At 62.2% G+C, this 18461-nt stretch carries 16 protein-coding genes and 1 pseudogene; 7 read left to right on the forward strand and 10 right to left on the reverse strand.

Features of this window, described 5'->3' with window-relative positions; genetic code table 11:
• From BLT75_RS25145 to BLT75_RS22630, 3 genes are all read right to left on the reverse strand, one after another.
• Positions 1 to 1394 (reverse strand): M10 family metallopeptidase C-terminal domain-containing protein (locus tag BLT75_RS25145; protein ID WP_176828210.1); only part of this gene is annotated, 1394 nt, incomplete at its 3' end.
• 765 nt (positions 1395 to 2159) lie between these two features.
• Positions 2160 to 2897, reverse strand: a complete 738-nt coding sequence (locus BLT75_RS22625) for a universal stress protein (RefSeq protein WP_093037669.1) — start codon at positions 2895 to 2897, stop codon at positions 2160 to 2162.
• Between the two features lie 381 nt (positions 2898 to 3278).
• The gene (locus BLT75_RS22630) at positions 3279 to 3581 is read right to left on the reverse strand and encodes an SHOCT domain-containing protein (RefSeq protein ID WP_093037672.1); all 303 of its coding nucleotides are present in this window, start codon (positions 3579 to 3581) and stop codon (positions 3279 to 3281) included.
• A 397-nt stretch (positions 3582 to 3978) separates the two neighbouring features.
• On the opposite strand from BLT75_RS22630, the gene BLT75_RS22635 reads away from it, so the two are divergent.
• The 4 genes from BLT75_RS22635 to BLT75_RS24975 all read left to right on the forward strand — a co-directional run bounded on the left by BLT75_RS22635 (position 3979) and on the right by BLT75_RS24975 (position 7358).
• A complete protein-coding gene (locus tag BLT75_RS22635) occupies positions 3979 to 5439 on the forward strand; it encodes a sensor histidine kinase (RefSeq protein WP_245706629.1) in 1461 nt (486 codons plus the stop codon).
• Positions 5436 to 6044, forward strand: coding sequence for a response regulator transcription factor (locus BLT75_RS22640; RefSeq protein ID WP_093037675.1), 609 nt, complete (start codon positions 5436 to 5438; stop codon positions 6042 to 6044). The genes BLT75_RS22635 and BLT75_RS22640 overlap by 4 nt, the downstream gene beginning before the upstream one ends.
• Positions 6045 to 6133: 89 nt before the next feature.
• Entirely contained in the window at positions 6134 to 6616 is a 483-nt protein-coding gene (locus tag BLT75_RS22645) for a GlcG/HbpS family heme-binding protein (RefSeq protein WP_093037678.1), read from the forward strand.
• A 67-nt stretch (positions 6617 to 6683) separates the two neighbouring features.
• Positions 6684 to 7358, forward strand: a complete 675-nt coding sequence (locus BLT75_RS24975; RefSeq protein WP_093037681.1) for an ankyrin repeat domain-containing protein — start codon at positions 6684 to 6686, stop codon at positions 7356 to 7358.
• Between the two features lie 173 nt (positions 7359 to 7531).
• Here the strand turns inward: BLT75_RS24975 and BLT75_RS25335 are convergent.
• Positions 7532 to 8458 (reverse strand): annotated as a pseudogene (locus BLT75_RS25335) (sulfurtransferase); the annotation flags it as partial.
• Between the two features lie 463 nt (positions 8459 to 8921).
• Between BLT75_RS25335 and BLT75_RS22660 the strand changes: the two are divergent.
• The 3 genes from BLT75_RS22660 to BLT75_RS22670 all read left to right on the forward strand — a co-directional run bounded on the left by BLT75_RS22660 (position 8922) and on the right by BLT75_RS22670 (position 12276).
• Complete coding sequence (locus BLT75_RS22660; RefSeq protein WP_093037687.1) at positions 8922 to 9335, forward strand: universal stress protein; 414 nt, start codon at positions 8922 to 8924, stop codon at positions 9333 to 9335.
• A 41-nt stretch (positions 9336 to 9376) separates the two neighbouring features.
• Complete coding sequence (locus BLT75_RS22665; protein WP_218129022.1) at positions 9377 to 11044, forward strand: BCCT family transporter; 1668 nt, start codon at positions 9377 to 9379, stop codon at positions 11042 to 11044.
• 695 nt (positions 11045 to 11739) lie between these two features.
• Positions 11740 to 12276, forward strand: a complete 537-nt coding sequence (locus BLT75_RS22670; protein ID WP_093037693.1) for a histidine phosphatase family protein — start codon at positions 11740 to 11742, stop codon at positions 12274 to 12276.
• A 14-nt stretch (positions 12277 to 12290) separates the two neighbouring features.
• On the opposite strand, the gene BLT75_RS22675 is transcribed toward BLT75_RS22670, so the two are convergent.
• From BLT75_RS22675 to BLT75_RS22700, 6 genes are all read right to left on the reverse strand, one after another.
• Positions 12291 to 12995, reverse strand: a complete 705-nt coding sequence (locus BLT75_RS22675) for a DUF1194 domain-containing protein (RefSeq protein ID WP_093037696.1) — start codon at positions 12993 to 12995, stop codon at positions 12291 to 12293.
• Positions 12996 to 13144: 149 nt separating this feature from the next.
• Positions 13145 to 14158: a D-cysteate sulfo-lyase gene (gene cuyA, locus BLT75_RS22680; protein WP_093037699.1), complete on the reverse strand. Its 1014-nt coding sequence runs from the start codon at positions 14156 to 14158 to the stop codon at positions 13145 to 13147.
• A gap of 22 nt (positions 14159 to 14180) precedes the next feature.
• Entirely contained in the window at positions 14181 to 15626 is a 1446-nt protein-coding gene (locus BLT75_RS22685) for an N-acyl-D-amino-acid deacylase family protein (protein ID WP_093037702.1), read from the reverse strand.
• On the reverse strand, positions 15623 to 16138 hold the full coding sequence (locus BLT75_RS22690) for a TRAP transporter small permease (RefSeq protein WP_093037705.1): 516 nt from the start codon (positions 16136 to 16138) through the stop codon (positions 15623 to 15625). The genes BLT75_RS22685 and BLT75_RS22690 overlap by 4 nt, the downstream gene beginning before the upstream one ends.
• 2 nt (positions 16139 to 16140) lie before the next feature.
• Complete coding sequence (locus tag BLT75_RS22695; protein WP_093037708.1) at positions 16141 to 17121, reverse strand: TRAP transporter substrate-binding protein; 981 nt, start codon at positions 17119 to 17121, stop codon at positions 16141 to 16143.
• A 19-nt stretch (positions 17122 to 17140) separates the two neighbouring features.
• Positions 17141 to 18424: a TRAP transporter large permease gene (locus tag BLT75_RS22700; RefSeq protein WP_093037711.1), complete on the reverse strand. Its 1284-nt coding sequence runs from the start codon at positions 18422 to 18424 to the stop codon at positions 17141 to 17143.
• Positions 18425 to 18461 lie beyond the last annotated feature (37 nt).

Raw genomic sequence — 18461 nt, forward strand, 5'->3', positions numbered from 1 at the left:
CCCTGCAGGTCGTCGTTGCCGTTCACCGCGAACAGGAAGTCATTGCCGGCGTTGCCCACCAGCACGTTGGCCGCGCTGTCGCCGGTGAGCGTGTCGTTGCCCGATCCGCCGGTGATGTTCTCGAAGCCCGAGATCGTGTCGCCCTCGGCCTCGCCGCCGCTCGCGGTGTTGTTCCACAAGCGGACCGCGATCCCGGTGGTGTCGTAGAGGTAGCTGACCGTATCGTTGCCCGCGTCGCCCGACATCTGGTCGCCGCCGGTGCCGCCCAAAAGGATGTCGTCGTCCGCCCCGCCCGACAGCGTGTCGTCATTCGCACCGCCGTAGAGCGAGTCATTGCCGGCGCCGCCCTGCAGGTCGTCGTTGCCGTCGTTGCCGCGAAGCGTGTTGGCGAAATCGTTGCCCGTGACAGAGTCGTTCCCGGACCCCCCCGTGGCATTCTCGATGACCGCACCATTCGCGATGGTGAAGCCGCCGTAGATCCCCGGTACACGGCTGAGCATGCCGCCCGCCCCCATCCCATCCGCAAGGTCGAGCGTGGCCGAGCGCAGATCGAGGATGGCCCCCGCCGAGCCGTCGTGGCGGATTTCGTCAGTTCCTCCCGCATCCCAAATCGCCGAGAAATAGGTGCCTGTCTGGTTGACCGTGGGCAGCACATAGACGTCGTTGCCTGTCGCTGTGGTCATGTTCGCACCATACAGCACCTGCAGCATCGCGACGTCGAACGCACCCATGGTTGTGAAGCCATGGTCTCGGGTTGCATCGGTCAGGTTGTTGCTGGTGGTGGGCACGCCATTGGCATCGACCTGATTGATGTCGCTGTAGCTCATCACCGTGTAAACGTTCTGGTTCAGCGCGAAATCGCCGGTGTTTGCTGAGTTGAAATTCACACCCGGAAAGCTGGCAGCACCGTCGAAGGGATGTGACAGTCCCATGTTGTGCAGCAATTCGTGGATCACGGTGATGTAGTCGTAGCCGCCGGGCTCCAGCCCGTTGGACGATCCCGGACCGGCCGTGGTGACATATCGTTCGTTGAGGAATACCCCGTCGCCGCCGACCCCGTAGGAATAGCCAAGGTAAGCGGTAGTATTGTAGTACCAGTAGTCGATGTCGGCGCCGTCGGTGCCGTTCACCGTGTCGGGCACCTCGGTGAAGGTGACGTTTGCCACCGCTTCGATGTCCGAATGGGCGCGATAAATCGCATCGGTGAGGGCCGTGGTCCAGGTGCCGACTGTGGTCCCGTCCGGATTGTCGTCACCCATGTTCATCGTGAAGGTGAGGGTGTTGCTGTCCCAGACTTCATAGCCGGTCAATTCCGTAAACGCCAACCCCAGCAGGAACGAGTTGGCCTGAATCGCGCTCGTCGTCGCGGCGTCTGTCGCGGTAAGATTTGCCATTCCAATTCTCCGAGTAGCTCTGAGGTTGTAAATCAATCAATTGTTAATGATGCTATCGCCACTCATCAGCCCGGCCAAGGTTTTTTCAGATAGCAACGGATCGAGACGGGCAGGGTGGTCTCATGGCCTTAGGTCATGACGAAACGCGACCCGTTCAAGACCCGCCACAGCCGCCCGGATGTATCCGCCTTTCGGTCATGATGTGATTTTCGCTCTCGTTGCCGAACGTTGAGGTTCTGCTGCACGCTGTCGCCGTTCTGCCAGTTGGTTTTGGCCGTGCAGGTTTCGGCAAGGTCGCGCAGGCCCTCGATTTCGTTCCGTGACACGGCGGCGCCGTCCGCCTGAGTGTAGGTGGGCAATTCGTAATTGTGCGACAGGCAGAGGGTGGCATTCGCAGAAAACCTGCCCTGTGCTCGGCGATCAGGGTCGCACAGGGCGGACCGTCAGCTCATGGCCGACGGACCCATCGTCGCGCATGGAGAAATCCTGTGCCGGGATCGCGGCGCAGGATATGCTTTTGAGTTACCTTCTACGGACGGCTGATGGCGGGGTGCTCGTTGGCCAGGTGGCGCTTCCACTGCGCTTCGGGCAGGTTGCGCCTGACCTTCATCGTCTGCGACCCATGGAACGTCGCGCGCTTGCAGTAGAAGGCCAAACCGGAGCCTTCCACAAATGTCGGCGCCCGCGCCGATCCTGATGTCGGACAAGCTTTGAACGCATGGTCCGAACGTGAAACGGCCGCAAGGGGTTATCGCATGGCCCTCGTCAGGAAGTCGGGACAAAAAGGATCGGGCAGCGGGCGTTTTCAGCAACTTCTTGGGTTGGGGAGATGCCCAGCAGTTTTTCGAACCATGATCGGTCGACGGCACCAAGGACAATCAGGTCGGCTTCGCGTTCGCTTGCGAACCTGGTGATCTCTGTTGATGGCTCACCATGGACAACCACGTCGTCCCCCGGCTGATCCTTTCCCAGTCTGTGCCGGATGTCGCTGGCGATCTCTGAACGTCTGGCGCGCTCCTGATCGAGACGCTGCTGATCCACATGCAGAGCCATATGCGGAATTGCCATCGTGGGAGCCGCCGCTCCCGCTATCAGCCCTCCGGTTGGTTCGATGACATTGATGACATGTACCTTTACATGGCTGCCTTGTCCCTTGCCGCCGACGGTGGATGCCATATCGAAACCGGCCTGAGCAACCATCTCATCCATTTCCGTGTCGCCATTCAGAGCCACGACAATCGTCTGAAATCGAGCTTTCTTTGACGAGCTTGTCGACGCGAGCAATTTTTCGCGTGTGGCCTTGATTTCTTTTAGCGATGGCGGTCGTTCGCCTCCGGTCATTCCTTCTTCGGTCGCTGTCGCCATAAGCTCTGCGTTCAGGGCCATGGAGTCCAGGACGCGTTGTTTCTCATCGGTCGTCAGTTTGGCATCGTGGGCAACGGCCTCTGCGTCCCGATAGTATTTTTGCGGGTGGACTATTCGTTCTTCTGCGTACTTGGACATATCGGTCTCCGGATTTCGTGAGGCGCGGCGCCCGGCACAGGCGCGCGGCGGTCGAGTGCAATGAAGCTGGTGGGGCTGCAAGTGGCCGGCATTTGAACGTCATGCGCGCGGAGAGATGATTATCGGACCGATCTCATGTTGTTACTTTACATGAAAACCCGATAAATTACAAGGATTTGCCAGCCAGAGAGTGTTGCCATGGGCCTACGGAACTCATGCGGGCGATTGTCGACCTCCGCTATACGGGTCAGAACAGGGTAAACGCTTGCTCGTATCCAGCCGGAATTTATCGCGGAAGGATCGCAGGAATCGAAACACGTCCGGCGGTCCAATGGCATGGGCGCCGTCTGACCCGGATAATGTATCTCCGCCGGGTTCCGGTCAGGAACTCAGGAGCTTCTTTCGGGACGCATAATCGTCAGCATCGATTTCGCCGCGAGCAAAACGCATGTCGAGCTCTGCAAGTGCGCTCGTGTTTCCACGTTGGGCCGGATGACTGTCGAAACGACCCACGAGCCAGATCACGCCTGCAACCACGAGACCGAGTACGATCAGCCAGAGAACGGGGCCAAAGATCATTCCGTAACCATGACCGTGGCCCCATCCCATCATGTGGCCATATTCTTCAGGATCAGCCATCGCAGGAGTGGCGAGTGTCGCCACCACGAGAGCAAGTCGCTGCATGGTAACCTCCGTGTGTTATGTGGTCGTCTGAACACTAGACCCCTCGTGGAGGATCGGCATTGACATGGCGCAAGCCGTTCTTTCGCAAAACAAGGTGAACTGCCGCTGGATTTGCGTACGCCTTGCGGCCCAACTGTGAGGCGAGGAGGCCGACAGCACTGCCACACGTAGTCAGCAAGGTGACTGGTGATCGTCAACCTCGTCCCGATCGGCCTCTGTAGTCCTACGGATTTCAATACCCCGACTTTAGCTTATGCTCGGAGAGGAATTGGGGCGCGCCCACGAGATCACACGCATCGGAACGGCAAACGTGCAGAGTAGGACAGATTTGGCCAAAGGAACGAGGCGCTGGACACCGCTCCGCGCAGTCAGATGGTTGCTCGTTGTTGGCCTTGCCTTGACTGCAATTGCGGTTCTGGAACGCAACGCACGTCTCGCCGACCTGACGGCCGAGAGCGAGCGGCTTCACGCGGTCGCCTCGCAGCGCGTCGACCAGCATGATGCGCACCTGACGGCCCTGTCGGCGATCGCAGTGGCCGGCGCCGAGCAGCGTCCCGACCTCTTTCACGAGGTCGCTGGCGCAATCATGCGATTCTATCCCCGCATCGTCGGCATATCGCTTGTGCCGCTCGACGGACAGCACGGCGGGCTTGAGATCGGTATTCGCGAGGCAGAGCTTCGTGATCTCATTCGGGATGCGGCCGGACGTTCGACCGGCGCCCCGGTTCTGGTGCGATATCCGTCCGACCGCCCGGCCTATCTGATCGTGAAGCGGAGCCCCAACACCGAGTCCGCACGATACGGGCTTGCCCTCGTGATCGATGCCGCGGCCCTGCTTGACGGCGATTCCGCGTATTGGACGCGACCGGAGGTGGCGCGGTGGCTGGCGCTGCCCGATGGAACACTGCTTGTCGCTGCGGTCGGGGACGGGTTCATGCCTCAATTCACCCGCGCGCTCTCGAGTGGAACCCAACCACTCAGGTTGCAAACAGCGATCCGAATGACAGTATCTGACGTATTGCCGCCTGGCCGGGTGGCCCTCGTCCTTGCCGCGATCGTGCTTGGTGCCCTGACCTTGCGCGCTATCGGTCGGCAACGCGCCAAGGTGCGCGCAGCAGAAGCGCGGGCCGAACTGAGCGGTCTCGAAACCCGTCTCAGTCACGCTTCCCGGGTGAATGCACTTGGAGAAATGGCAAGTGGCATGGCGCACGAACTGACCCAGCCTCTGACGGCAATCCTGGCGCAGGCGCAGGCAGCACGGCGCCTTGCGGCGCGGGGCGAGACAGAGCGCGTCGCGGGCATCCTCGAGGAAGTGGTCGGACAGACGCGTCGAGCATCCGCGATACTTGAACGCCTGCGGACCTGGACCCGACCCCGGGAACGAGATCCGGAACCTGTAGACCTGCGAGAGTGTATCCATGTGGCCCAAACACTGCTTGCGGGACAAGCCGCGGAACTAGACGCCCGCCTCGACGTGACGGTGCCATCGACGCCGCTGTTGGTGGACGGGGATCGTGTGGAACTCGAGCAGGTTCTCTTCAATCTGATCCGGAACGCCCTCGATGCTGTTGCCGAGAGTGCGGGGGCGCGCGAGGTTGCTGTTGAAGCGTCTCTGGCCGGAGACTTGGCGGTGATCGATGTCAGCGACACCGGACCCGGCATCCGGCCGGATGTGCGGGACCGGTTGTTCACGCCCTTTGTGACAACCCGGGAAAACGGGACCGGCCTCGGCCTTGCGCTCAGCCACCGGCTTGTCGAGCGGGCGGGCGGAGATCTTGCGGTGGTCGAAACCCGCGAGGGTGCGCGCTTCAGGATCAGCCTGCCGCTGGCCCGTGTTGCGCGGGAGGCAGCCGAATGAGCGCGCCGGTCTATCTCGTCGATGACGATGCGGCGGTCCGCGATGCGCTCTCGCTTCTTCTCTCGACAGTGGGGATCGATGCCAGGGCCTTCCCCGGCCCCGAGGATTTCCTTTTGGCTCTCCCGAGGCTGGACCCGGGCTGCCTGATCCTCGATATCCGGATGCCTGCGATCTCGGGGTTGAAGCTTCAGGAACGCCTGAACGCGCGTGGCCTGACCTGGCCGACAGTGGTGATTTCGGGACATGGCGATATCGAGGCCTGTCGCAAGGCGTTCCGCAATGGCGCTATCGACTTCCTGTCGAAACCGGTGGACGAACAGGACCTCATCGACGCCATACAGAGGGGACAGGCAGCACTCGACCGGGCCGCCGCTGCAGACGCCGCGCGCAGGGAAACCATGGCGCTGATTGGCGGGTTGACGCCGCGCGAGCGCGAAGTGCTGTCGCTCGTGGCGCGCGGGTTCGCGACCCGGGACATTGCCGGAGCGCTCGACGTCTCGCCACGGACCGTGGAAAGCCATCGCGCGGCGATCGGGGCAAAGCTCGGAACAACCTCGCCGGCCGAGATGACACGTCTCTGGATCGAAGCCGAGAGCGCTCCGTAGTTCTACGGAACTGTCGGGCCGGTCTACGAATGGGGCAGGGGGCGGCGATGGCGTACATGTCTTCCTGTGACCAGCAAAGGAGAACCGACATGCTCAGAACAACTGCTCTTCTCGCCGCCCTTGCCACCCCTGTGGCAGCGGTGGCGCAGGATCTGCCGACCAGTCCCTATCTGCCACTCGCCATGGCAAGTGACGCCGCTAACGCAGCCCTCGCTGCCTGTGCCGCCGAAGGCCACAACGTCAGCGTCGCGATCGTCGCCCGCGACGGCAACACCAAGGTGCTTCTGAAAGCCGACAATTCCGGCCCCCACACAGCATCGAGCGCCACGGGCAAGGCGTTCACCTCGGCCGGTCTCGGCCGGGATACCGCCGGGCTTGCCGAATTCATCTCCGGCAACATGCAGAACGATGGCCTGCGGGACATGGATGAGCGCCTGGTGATCCAGGCCGGCGGCCTGCCGATCCGGATCGGTGGCGCGCTGGTGGGCGGCATCGGCGTCGGCGGCGCACCGTCTGGTGCGATCGACGCGGATTGCGCCCGTGCCGGTCTAGACGCGATCGGCGCCGAATAAGACAAGACGGGGGGCGCGCGACGGGCGCGCGGCCTCTTTAAACGAACGCCTCAAGAAAGGTAGACCCATGCGCCGCCTTCCTCTGATTGCCCTTCTCCTCGGACTTGCCGGTCCGGTCTGGGCGCAAACCGCCCCCTCGGCACGCGAAGTCGCGGCCTATGACGGTCTTTTCCGGGCCGCGCACGAGGGCGACGTGGCCGAGATCGAGCGACTTGCCGCGGAAGGAGCCGAAATCAATGCACGCGATTCCAAGGGGCGGACACCTCTGCACGTGGCCGCCTTTGCTTCGCAGGACGACGCGCTCCGCGCGCTGGCCGAGGCCGGTGCGGACATGAACGCACTCGAGCATCGGGCCTATGATGTCGTGACCATCGCCGCGGTAGCGGACGATCCCGAACTTATGTCCCTCGCCATCGTTCAGGGCAACGATCCCGGTCTCGTGACCAGCCCCTATCTTGGTACAGCGCTGATCGCGGCAGCCCATCTTGGTCATGTCGAAGTGGTGCGGCGCCTGATCGAAGCAGGCGCACCGCTCGATCACATCAACAACCTGCACTGGACGGCAGTGATGGAAGCGGTGGTGCTGGGCGACGGCGGCGCTGATCATCAGGCCGTGCTGGACGCGCTGTTGTCCGCCGGGGCCGACCGATCGATCGCCGACAGGGATGGCGTTACGCCGCTTCGGCATGCCGAGGCGCGCGGGTTCACCGAGATGGTCCAACGTCTGCAAGCAGAGGACTGACCCGGCCGCCTCGGAACGTGCCGCAAGCCTGTTGCACCTTCGCCATGAATGCACGTCTGTATATCGACTTGCCCGAAGGACGCGTCAGGCGGATTGATTCCCGTGGCTTGAGGGGGACTCTTCACTCGGAAGGTCCGGGTCTGCACTCCATTCGGTCCAGGACCGTCATACAGGCGAACATCCCTGTGACCGAGGTGCGTCAGTGCCAGCACTCCGCAGGCTGCCGCGTAGCCCCTGCCGCAATACGCGATCACACGCTCCTTCTGCTTGATCCCGACCCCCCGATAAAGTTCGGAGAGTTCCTCTTTGGACGCCATCGTGAAAGATGTACGCTCCGCGAGAAGAACGTCCCGTTCCGATGCGGTGGCGGCGGCAAGAGCGGGAGAAATATTCGCCAGATACGGAATGTTGACCGCGCCGGGAATGTGTCCGGGTCGCTGGCCCCAAAGGTGACGGTCGCCACGGCCCTCGTAGAGTTCGGGGGTAAGGCAATCGAGAATTACCGTATCGCTGCGATCCATGGCGTTTACGACATCATCCTTTGTGGCGATCCACTCGGATCTCCTTCGTGGAACGAAACTGCGCGGCACGATCTCGGGTTCATCGGTCGAGAGTTGCCGCCCCTCGAGCGTCCACTGGCGCAACCCACCGTCCAGAACGCGCACCCTGTCGTGTCCGTACAGTTTAAGTGCCCACCAGAGCCGCGCCGACCCCAAGGGAAAGCCCATGTTGTCATAGGCTATCACCATGTGCCGATTGTCGATGCCCAGCCGCCCCATCACACTGGCAAACCGCTCCTCAGGCGCGATCATGTCAGGTACCGTATGATCGGGATCCGAGAGGTCGGCGATCATGGCCGCAAAGACGGCGCCGGGGATATGGCCGGCTCGGTATCCCTCGGGGTCGTCGAGGCTGATCCCACGTCCGTTCTCGTAACGGGAGCACCAGCGAACATCGACTATTCGGATCCCGGGATCATCAAGGTGATCCGCAAGCCATTGCGTACTGACCAGAGGGGAGGCGGGCGCGTTCGGCATCTGGCCTGACCAGAGAAGATTTCTCTTCGAGTGTGCCAGCTGCAAGGCATTCCCGCAAGCCATGGCTTGGGCCCGGCGGAAGAACAAAGGCCCGGAGACGGCGGCGGCTGATGTACGGGAATGCGATCAATGGCAGCTCTGCGCGCGGACGTGGACGCGCTGCCGATCTCGGAGGACGCAGGTTTGTCCTGCGGTGCTGAAGAGACAAGCTGCATGCATGCCTGAGGCTGCGACGCTCACACGGCGAAAGGCGGCAGGATATGTCGGAGTGGGGTCATGGTGCCAACGCACAATGTCGCAATCTCCTTCTCAACCGCCGTGCACACGCCTCCTCAACCGCCGTGCGCGGGATAGAGGTTGGCCCAAAAATGGCCGATGGCCGTGTTCAGGACGCAGGACCATCGGTTTGATGGGGCAAAACCGCCTCGAGATATGCTTCGGGCGTTTGGAGACCACCATCGGACTGGTCAGCGTGCCAGAACTCAGAATGTCGCCTTGAACGGCGCAAAACAGCGAGGTCTGCAAAATGTTCAAACACATCCTTGTTCCGGTGGATCTAGCCCATGTCGAGCGGCTGACAAAGGCGCTCGGGGTCGCGGCTGAAATGGCGCGGTCATGTTCCGCTCCGGTCACCTATATCGCCATCGCCGAGGAAACTCCCGGACCGGTGGGGCACAACCCCAAGGAGTTCCTTGAGAATTTGCAGGCCTTTGCCCGTGGCGAAGCGGAAAAGCACGGGATCGCGGCAAGGGCGCACATGATCGTCTCGACCGACCCCGCGGCCGAAATCAATCGGTCGATCCGGCAGGCGGCGAAGGATCTCGAAGCGGACCTCGTCGTCATGGCCTCGCATCCGCCCACGGTGATGAACTGGATCCTGCCTTCGCATGCCGGAAACGTCGCCGAGCATTCGGACGCTTCTGTTTTCGTGGTGCGCTGAACGCTGCACGAACCCGACCCGAAAAAATGAAAGAAGAAAACATGACCGAAGATCTGCGGGACCAGCAGGTAACTCCCGGGGGCTCCCCCGAAATCGAACCCATCCCCGAGCCGGAAGGCCATACCGAGATCATCAAGACCAGCTATGAGATCGGCCAGGACAATATCGCTCCGCGCTGGGTGCTCGAATTCGACTTCCACCAGACGGTTTTCACCATCTCGGCGATCGGCGTGGTGGGCTTTACCATTCTCGCGCTCATCTTCCAGACCGAAGCCGAACCGCTGTTTACCGGGCTGCGCGACTGGCTCACATCGAGCCTCGACTGGTTCTTCCTGCTGGCTGGCAACATCTTCGTGGTCCTGTGTCTGTTCCTGATCATTTCGCCGCTTGGCAAGATACGCCTCGGCGGACCGGAGGCGACACCCGATTACGGATATGTCGGTTGGTTCGCGATGCTCTTCGCTGCGGGCATGGGGATCGGCCTCATGTTCTACGGCGTGTCCGAGCCGATGTCGCATTTTTCCTCGTCCTTCCAGGGCATCAGCCTTGGTGAAAACGGCCTCCGCTCGGATTGGGCGCCATTGAGCGGAGCCGCGGGCGATGCCGCTGAATCGGTCCGCCTGGGCATGGCCGCGACGATCTTCCACTGGGGGCTGCACCCCTGGGCGATGTATGGCGTGGTCGCGCTGGCCTTGGCGCTGTTTTCCTACAACAAGGGCCTGCCATTGACGCTTCGATCGGCCTTCTATCCGATCTTCGGTGAAAAGGTTTGGGGCTGGCCGGGGCATATCGTCGATATCCTCGCGATCTTTGCCACGATCTTTGGTTTGGCAACCTCGCTCGGGATCGGGGCAAAGCAGGCGGCCGCCGGGCTGGATTACCTGTTCGGGTTCGGCAGCGCGAATTCGCAACTGATCTTCCTGATCACCTTCATCACCGCCATTGCCATCGTGTCGGTCGTGCGAGGCCTCGACGGCGGCGTCAAGGTCCTGTCCGAGATCAACATGGCGTTGGCCGCATTGCTGCTGGTTTTCGTTGTCGCCTATGGTCCGACTGCGGATATCGCCACCGGGTTCTTTTCCAATCTGGTGGCCTATGGCGAATATCTACCTGCCCTGTCGATGCCCTTCGGCCGCGAGGACGGCAACTTCGCCTCAGGCTGGACGGCCTTCTACTGGGCCTGGTGGATCAGCTGGTCCCCCTTTGTCGGCATGTTCATCGCGCGCGTCTCGCGCGGGCGCACGGTGCGCGAATTCCTATTCGCGGTGCTGATCGTGCCGACGCTTCTGTCGGTGCTCTGGATGACGGCCCTTGGCGGCACAGCGATCAGCCAGGTGCTGAACGACGGCTTCACCGGCGTGCAGGACGCGGCGCTCGAACTGAAGCTCTTCGAGATGCTGAGCCAGATGCCGCTGGCCGGGATAAGCTCGCTGGTGGGAATCGTCCTGGTCGTGGTGTTCTTCGTCACCTCGTCGGACTCGGGCAGTCTTGTGATCGACACGATCGCGGCGGGTGGCAAGGTCAATGCGCCCGTGGTGCAACGTGTGTTCTGGGCCATACTCGAGGGACTGGTGGCAATCGCCCTGTTGCTGGGCGGCGGTCTGGCGGCACTGCAGGCCATGGCGGTATCCACCGGGCTGCCGTTCACGATCGTTCTGCTGGCTGCCTGCTATGCGATCGTCCGGGGCCTGATGAACGAGCCGCGCTGACGCCCTGACTTCTTCCTGTACCAAGCCTAAAGCGGACCTTTTCAAAGGTCCGCTTTTCTGACCGGGCATCCGGACCTGCCATGGTACGATGCCGTTCGGATTGCTCATTCAAGTGGCTTTTCGTTCGAAGACGGGGGGGTGACCAGCCGGGGCCTGAATGACGCCTGATGCTCGGAGCCGAAGTGGCCATTTCCGCTGTATGATCGAGGCGATCCATCCCGTTTCTCAAGGTGTCGACAGAAGGCAGCGCCACTAGCGCAATTGGCATGCCTTGCACCTTCAAAGACTGACCACAAGAATAGCCCCGCAGATCAAGAAGACCAGCGGGGCAAAGATGATAAAATACTACTGTGGAATTTTTCCAGTCTGGCTCCGAACTTTGAAAAAGGCATGACGGTTCAAAGGTCATTTTGGGGTTTCCGCGGACAATTTCCGGGAAAGCTGGAGTGATGTGCGAGACCTGGGGTCATCGTCATGTACTACATGTTATTTGCTGAAGGGACGTTGTCAGAGCAAACCGGCTTGAGGCGGACAGGACAGTCTCGCAGGCTTTCAGGGGGGGCAAATCCAGCCTCGTCGCGTTTTTCGTATCAGCCCGGTAATCAACCCTTGTGAAAAGGAGCCGTCCGTTCATGACCGCTCCCGGATCGGCATGGAGATCTGGAAAGCCAAGTTGCGGCAACTAGTTTCCGCTCATGCGCTTGTTCACACTCATACTGCTTGTCCTGCCCACATCGCTCTTGGCCAATGACTGGGCCGCCCTCGAACAACCCGGAGCGATCGCGATCATGCGGCATGCGCTCGCCCCCGGAACCGGCGATCCCGCCAATTTCGAACTCGGGAATTGCGAAACCCAGCGGAACCTTGACGAGCGCGGCCGCAATCAGGCGCGTGCGATCGGTTCGGCCTTTCGGGAGCGCGGGATTTCTTTCGACCTTGTGCTGACCAGCCAGTGGTGCCGGACCCGCGAAACCGCCGAACTCCTGAATCTGGGGCCGGTGCGCGAAGTTCCGGCATTAAACTCGTTTTTCGGCAAATACGAGCGGCGCGATGCTCAGACCCGCGACACGCTCGCCTTGCTGCGGGAGCAGGAGGGCCGCGTGATGCTTGTCTCGCATCAGGTCAATATCTCGGCGCTCGCCGGGCAGGCGACGCGTTCGGGTGAAGTGCTGATCATCTGGTTCGAAGGCGGTGATATCGAGGTTCTGGGCAGCATCCTGCTGGAGCCCTGAAGGATCCGGTTCGCTTACCGGCTTGCAATGTCGTGGGCCGGCATTTCACCCGATATCTCGAGGATCAGTTTCCGTCGGATGGACTCGGCGAGATCCTTTTCGCTGGTCGCCGTCACGACAAAGGCGCCAAGACCGCCGATGATCTGGTCCTCATAGATGGCCGCGAGATCCGGATACCGGGCTGGCGTGTCGCAAAACCTGCAAAGTATGGGCAAGCCGTTGATGGTGATACCGGCAGCCACGACCTCGTCGCGCGCGGACTGAATGGACGGCCCGGAAAAACTGTTCGGACTGTCGCCCGAAAAATCGATGACCTTTCGCCATCCGTCGAACCCGTTTTGTTCGATGAGCCGCTTTCCATCGAGCAGCGCTGCGCCGATCGCATTACGACCATAGGCTTGTCTGGGCGGGCTGATAAGCGCGTCCGCAAAAGCCTTGGCACTCTCGGGGCCGTCGATCCTGGTCCAGTCAACAACGACCGCCGTGTTTGCGGCCCATTCGACGTAGGTCACCGCTATCGCGCCGTAAGCCGTGTTGCCGATGGCCGCAAGAACGCGTGGATCGGTCAATGCTTCGGCATACCCCTGCCGCTGAAACCGGATTTCTTCCTCGGAGATCGAGCGGGAGGCATCGGCCAGCAAGACCAGTTCAAGGTCGACGTCCTGCGCAACGGCTGGGGCTGTGAACAGCATGGTCAACAGAAGGGAAAAGACGCGCATGGGAAAGAGATAGCACAACTTTGAGTCCGAGCCACCGGCCTGTCAGCCGTTACATGCGGGCGCAGGCTCGCGCACGGATCGACCCCGAGGAAACGGACAACATTCGCGGCATCACAAAACAAGTCCACTGACAAAAAAAGCCACCCAATTTACTGTGAAATCGGCATTTTCTTCAGCACTCGATCATATCCAAACAAGGCAGCGGCACCGCCCGTGTGCAGAAAAATGATCCGTTCGTCTTTGGTGAAATGCCCGTTTCGGATCAGATCGATCATGCCGGCAGCCCCTTTGGCGGAGTAGACGGGATCCAGCAACAGGCCCTCGAGTTCGGCGAACAAGCGGATCGCTTCGATTCCGCCATTGGTTGGGATGCCGTAGCCCGCGCCCACATAATCCGTGTTGGCGATGACATCAGCGCGCGCAACGACACCTGCGCACCCGAGTTTCGCCGCAGTTGCGGTGGCCAGTTTGAACACGTTCTCTTCCTGTACGGGCCTGGATGCCCGCACGCCTATTCCAAGGAGCGGCAGCCTCGCATTGCTGGCTTTCAGCCCGGTGATCAGCCCCGCCTGAGTGCCCGCACTGCCCGTGGCATGAACGAGGTGATCGAATACCAGCCCGGTCTCGTTGATCTGGCCCAGCAGTTCGAATGCGCAATTGACGTAGCCCAACGCCCCCGTCGGATTCGAGCCGCCTCCGGGGATCGTATAGACGATGCGGCCCTCGGTGCGGAACCGCCCGGCCGCGGCCTCGAGTTCGGCATTCATGTCCAGCCCTCCGGGGCGCGCTTCGGTGGTGGCTCCGTGCAGGTGGTCCAGCAAGACATTGCCATTGCCCGTATAGTTCGGATCGGTGGATCCGGTGCGATCCTCCAGCAAGAGGTGGCAGGCCATGCCCAGTTTGGCGGCCGCGGCGGCCGTCTGACGGGCATGGTTCGACTGGGTGGCGCCTTGGGTCATGACCATGTCAGCACCTTGTGCAACGGCTTCGGCCATGAGGAATTCCAGCTTGCGGGTCTTGTTGCCGCCGGTGGACAGCCCCGTGCAATCATCGCGCTTGACCCAGATTTCCGGCCCGCCCAATGCCTCGGTAAGCCGGGGCAGGGGTTCCAGGGGCGTGGGCAGATGGCCAAGGCGAATGCGCGGGAATCGGGAGAGCATCACGGGCAGGGTCCTTTTGAAAGTGTCAGGAAGATCGGGTCAGCACGCGGCCGGGCCGGTTGCCAGTTGCCGCGTGGCCGTTCCATGTCAGGCGGCCATTGCACCAGACCCCATGGAGCCCGGCAGCGGGGCGCTGCGGATCCTCGAAGCGGGCAGAGTCGTGAATGGCCGCCGGATCGAACAGCACGAGATCGGCGAAGGCCCCTACTTGCAGCACGCCGCGTCCGGCGAGACCAAAACGCTTGGCTGTGAGGCCCGTCATGCGGTGTACGGCCTCTTCCAGCGGGAACAAACCTTCGTCGCGCGCATAATGGCCGAGCACCCGAGGAAAGGTTCCCCAAGCCCGCGGATGCGGGTGGGGATCCGCGACCAGCCCGTCCGAACCGATCATCGTGAGAGGATGCGAAAGGATGCGCCGAAGATCGCACTCGTCCATCTGGAAATACACGGCCCCCGCGGGCAAAAGCCGCTCTGCGGCTTCGCGCAGAGAGAGGCCAAGTTCAGCGGCGATCTCGGTGAGATCGCGGCCGCTCGTTTCGGGCATGGCTTTGGACCATGTGACAATCACTCGGGCTGCCTGTTCCACTCGTTCGGGAAATAGGAAGGTGGAGCCGGCGATATAGGGGTAGGCGTCAAGCCCGACATCCTGGCCGGCAGCCAACGCCGCATCGATCAGGCCCAGGGTGATCTTTGATTTCCCGTGATTTTGTGGGTTCATGCACTTGTGATGCGAAACAATGGCCGGAACGCCGGTTTCATGGCCGATCCGCAGCGTCTCCTCGACGGATGCGACCACGCCATCGGCCTCGTTGCGCATATGGGTGACATATAGCGCCTGATAAGCCTGCAAGACCGCGCCGATCTCGATCACTTCTTCCGTGGGCGCGGCAGAGGCGGGGGGATAATAAAGGCCCGTGGACATGCCCGCCGCACCTTGCGCGAGCGCCTTGTCGAGCAGGTCTCGCATGGCCTTTATTTCCGCCGGGGTGGCGGCACGGTCGAACCGGTCCATCACCGCGTGGCGCAGGGTCGTGTGGCCGCAGAGACAGAGCGAGTTGACACTGGCAGGCTGGTCGGAGAGGCGCTGGAAATAGGCGGCGAAGTCAGGAAACATCAGCGACTGGTCGGGAACCAGAGAGGCCAGCGGTTGCGGCAGCGGACCGCGGCCCTCTGGATGCGGGGCCAGAGAAAATCCGCAATTGCCGTTCACCACGGTCGTCACGCCCTGGCTGATCTTGGGTTCGAGCAGTGGGGTTTGCAAAAGGGCGAGATCGTCATGGCAATGGCTGTCGATAAAGCCCGGCGCAAGCGCCAGTCCCAGGGCATCGATCTCCTGCGCCGCGTGCCAGGTACCGAGATCACCCAAGCCGGTGATACGGTCATCGGTGATCGCCAGATCCCCAGTACAAGAGGCGCTGCCCGTACCGTCGATCAGACGGGCGTTGCGCAAGATCAGGTCGGCGGTGTTCATGTCAGCAACTCGGATTTCAGGTCGCGCGCATCGCCAGCCCAACGGGCCGCCAGATGCACGAGGATCACGGTGAAGGCCACGGGAACGGCGGCGGCCACCCAGATCATTGGCAGATCCATCGCGCCCGAGGTCGAGCGTATCGCGCGGCCCAGAAAGCTGCGCGCAAAGGTGCCGTTCGTACCGATCACGCTGTAGTAGAGAATGGGTGCGGTGAAGATGAGTACGAAGAGGGTTTGTACGGCGCGCAGGGCGATCCGGCCACGACGCCCCGTCTTTGGGGTGAAGAGGGCTGGATCGAACCGTGCCTTGAAGGACATGGCCGCCCCCATCAACCCGACCCATATCATCGCGTAGCGCGCGGCTTCTTCGGTCCAGACCGGAGGTGCCGAGAAGCCGTACCGTGCGATGACTTGCAGGCTGACCGCCCCGACGAGCACTGCCAGCATGACGAGGGCCACCAGACGTGTTGCCGCGTGGAGCGCGTCGGAGAGCGAGATCAGGGCGGCGCGCATGCTTACTGGCCCCGTATCTGGTTCAGCGCACCCATGACGCGTTCCAGACCTTCTTCGCCCAGCAGTTGCGCGTGGATCGGCGTAGACATTTCCACAAGCCGGTCGCGTTCACCGGGGGCCAGCTCGGTCACTGTGACGCCTGCCTCGGCAAAGCGCGCATCGACCTGAGCCGCCCAGCCCGGAAGCCAGTCGCGGTTGGCTTTGAAGCCGGCGGCCAGCGCGGCGTCGATTGTGGCGCGCGCCTCATCCGAGAGACCGGCATACCAGTCTTCCGACACCATCACCGCGCGGAAGCTGGGGGCCAGCGCCGCAGGAGTGTAGTGGCGCAGGAATTCGGTGTGCCCTGTGCGGAGCGCCGAGTTCGGCGGGTTCACGTAGCCATCGACCACTCCCGTTTGCAGGGCGTTCGAGACCTCGGACCAATCAACGATGGTGGAACTGACGCCCAGAGCGCCGAAAAAAGCCACCTGGCCCTTGTTCAACGCGCGCATGCGCAGGCCCTGCAAATCTTCGACCGTGGCGACCGGCGTTTTGGTGTTAAAAAAGCCAGCATCGAGACCGCGCACGTTGAAGCCTGCGATCCGCACGCCGTTTTCCAGCAACGGGGAGTTCAGGTTCCCGAGCAGCTCGGTCCTGGCCATGACCGCGTCGAACTCTTCGGTGCTGGCAAAGAGGAAGGGCAGAATCGTCATGCGCAGGAGCGGGCTCATCGAGGCGGGGGCCGTCGCGGCCCCGAGATTGATGTGGATCAGGCCCTGGGTCGTCTGGCTCAGGCGCTCCTCTTCGTTACCGAGTGCGTTCGAGGGAAACACCTCGACCGTGAATCCGCCCGCCTCGGCGACCGGGCGGAACCCCTCGACGAAGGCAAATTCGCCGTTGGTCACGATGTCCTCGGCATCGTTCATCGCGATGCGGATGGTTTCGGCCGAAACAGGCAGGGCCAAGGTCGCGGCGATCAATGCCGACAGTGCAAGGTGTTTCATTTCATTTCCTCCCGTTGTGTTAGAGAAGCCCGAGCGACCGGGGCAGCCAAAGTGTGATTTCGGAAAAAAGCGTCAGGATCAGCAGCAGGGCGATCTGGGCGGTCAGGAAAGGGGCGACGGCCCGGACCAGAGACCAGTAATTCACGCTTGTCACTGTCGAGATGATGATGAGGACGCCCCCGAAGGGCGGGCTGAGGAGTCCGAGCGTGATGTTGAAACAGATCACGATCCCCAGATGAACCGGATCGGCGCCCATTTCGAGGGCGACGGGTACCAGGATCGGCGCGAGAAGCGCGACGGCGGCTTTCACGTCCATGACCATGCCGGCGAGCAGGAAGACCACATTTATTGCGATCAGATAGCCGACCGGCCCGAGGCCCAGCTCGGCCACTTCCTCGCCGAGGCGGCGCGGCAGCTGGTAAAGGGCCGCGAGATAGGAGAAGGCGGCGATTGCGCAGAGGATCACGAACACCGCCCCCAGCATCACGGCGGTACGCTCGCCAGCCTTGACGATCCCGGCCCAGTCCAGTTCGCCGCGGGCGATCCCGATGCCCATCGCCGCCAGAACTGCCACGGCGGCGGATTCGGCAGGGGTGGCGAAACCGAACAGGACGCCGCCCAGAATGATCAGCGGCAAGGACAGGGCGGGCAGGGCATGCCAGAGCGCCGGACCGAGTCGCGGGACAGCGATCCCGGCACCGCCCGGGTGATCGTCGCGGCGCGCGAACCACGCGTTCATCGCCATTAGCACGGCGGCCAGCAAGAGCCCCGGCATCACCCCGGCCGCGAAGAGCGCGGGAACCGACGCGCCCATGAGCGCGCCGTAAAAGATCAGGATCACGCTGGGCGGGATGATCGGGCCGATGATCGACGAGGCCGCCGTGACCGCCGCCGCATAGGTTTCGGTGTAGCCGCGCTCGCGCATTGCGGGAACGAGCGTGTTCGACATGGCCGCCGCATCGGCCACTGCCGAGCCCGAGACACCGGCAAAGAACACGCTTGCCATGATGTTCACATGCCCCAAGCCGCCCTTGAAACGACCAACCAGGGCCATCGCGAGGTCGATCAGCGCCCGGGTGACGCCGCCGCGGTTCATGAGATCGCCCGTCAGCACGAAGAGCGGCATCGCCAGGAACGCGAACACGTCGAGCTGGCTGAAGACACGCTGCGGCAGGATCGCGAGGAAGTCGCTCGATCCGCCGGCGACGAAGCTCAGTACCGAGGCCGCGCCGACCACATAAGCAATCGCGCCGCCTGCCAGCAGGCCGAGAATGCTTAGTGCCAGGATCAGGAAAAACAGCATGCCACATCCGTGTGAAAATCCACATAGTAAACACAAT

This window comes from Ruegeria marina, from assembly GCF_900101475.1.
In the GTDB taxonomy this organism is placed as follows: domain Bacteria; phylum Pseudomonadota; class Alphaproteobacteria; order Rhodobacterales; family Rhodobacteraceae; genus Ruegeria_B; species Ruegeria_B marina.

Excerpts from the sequence above, each read along its gene's own strand:
- BLT75_RS22640 (WP_093037675.1), top strand. The coding sequence starts at position 5,436 with ATGAGCGCGCCGGTCTATCTCGTCGATGACGATGCGGCGGTCCGCGAT.
- BLT75_RS22695 (WP_093037708.1), bottom strand. The coding sequence starts at position 17,121 with ATGAAACACCTTGCACTGTCGGCATTGATCGCCGCGACCTTGGCCCTG.
- BLT75_RS22670 (WP_093037693.1), top strand. The coding sequence starts at position 11,740 with ATGCGCTTGTTCACACTCATACTGCTTGTCCTGCCCACATCGCTCTTG.
- BLT75_RS22660 (WP_093037687.1), top strand. The coding sequence starts at position 8,922 with ATGTTCAAACACATCCTTGTTCCGGTGGATCTAGCCCATGTCGAGCGG.
- BLT75_RS22690 (WP_093037705.1), bottom strand. The coding sequence starts at position 16,138 with ATGCGCGCCGCCCTGATCTCGCTCTCCGACGCGCTCCACGCGGCAACA.
- BLT75_RS22625 (WP_093037669.1), bottom strand. The coding sequence starts at position 2,897 with ATGTCCAAGTACGCAGAAGAACGAATAGTCCACCCGCAAAAATACTAT.
- BLT75_RS22645 (WP_093037678.1), top strand. The coding sequence starts at position 6,134 with ATGCTCAGAACAACTGCTCTTCTCGCCGCCCTTGCCACCCCTGTGGCA.
- BLT75_RS22630 (WP_093037672.1), bottom strand. The coding sequence starts at position 3,581 with ATGCAGCGACTTGCTCTCGTGGTGGCGACACTCGCCACTCCTGCGATG.
- BLT75_RS24975 (WP_093037681.1), top strand. The coding sequence starts at position 6,684 with ATGCGCCGCCTTCCTCTGATTGCCCTTCTCCTCGGACTTGCCGGTCCG.
- BLT75_RS22685 (WP_093037702.1), bottom strand. The coding sequence starts at position 15,626 with ATGAACACCGCCGACCTGATCTTGCGCAACGCCCGTCTGATCGACGGT.
- BLT75_RS22675 (WP_093037696.1), bottom strand. The coding sequence starts at position 12,995 with ATGCGCGTCTTTTCCCTTCTGTTGACCATGCTGTTCACAGCCCCAGCC.
- BLT75_RS22665 (WP_218129022.1), top strand. The coding sequence starts at position 9,377 with ATGACCGAAGATCTGCGGGACCAGCAGGTAACTCCCGGGGGCTCCCCC.
- BLT75_RS22700 (WP_093037711.1), bottom strand. The coding sequence starts at position 18,424 with ATGCTGTTTTTCCTGATCCTGGCACTAAGCATTCTCGGCCTGCTGGCA.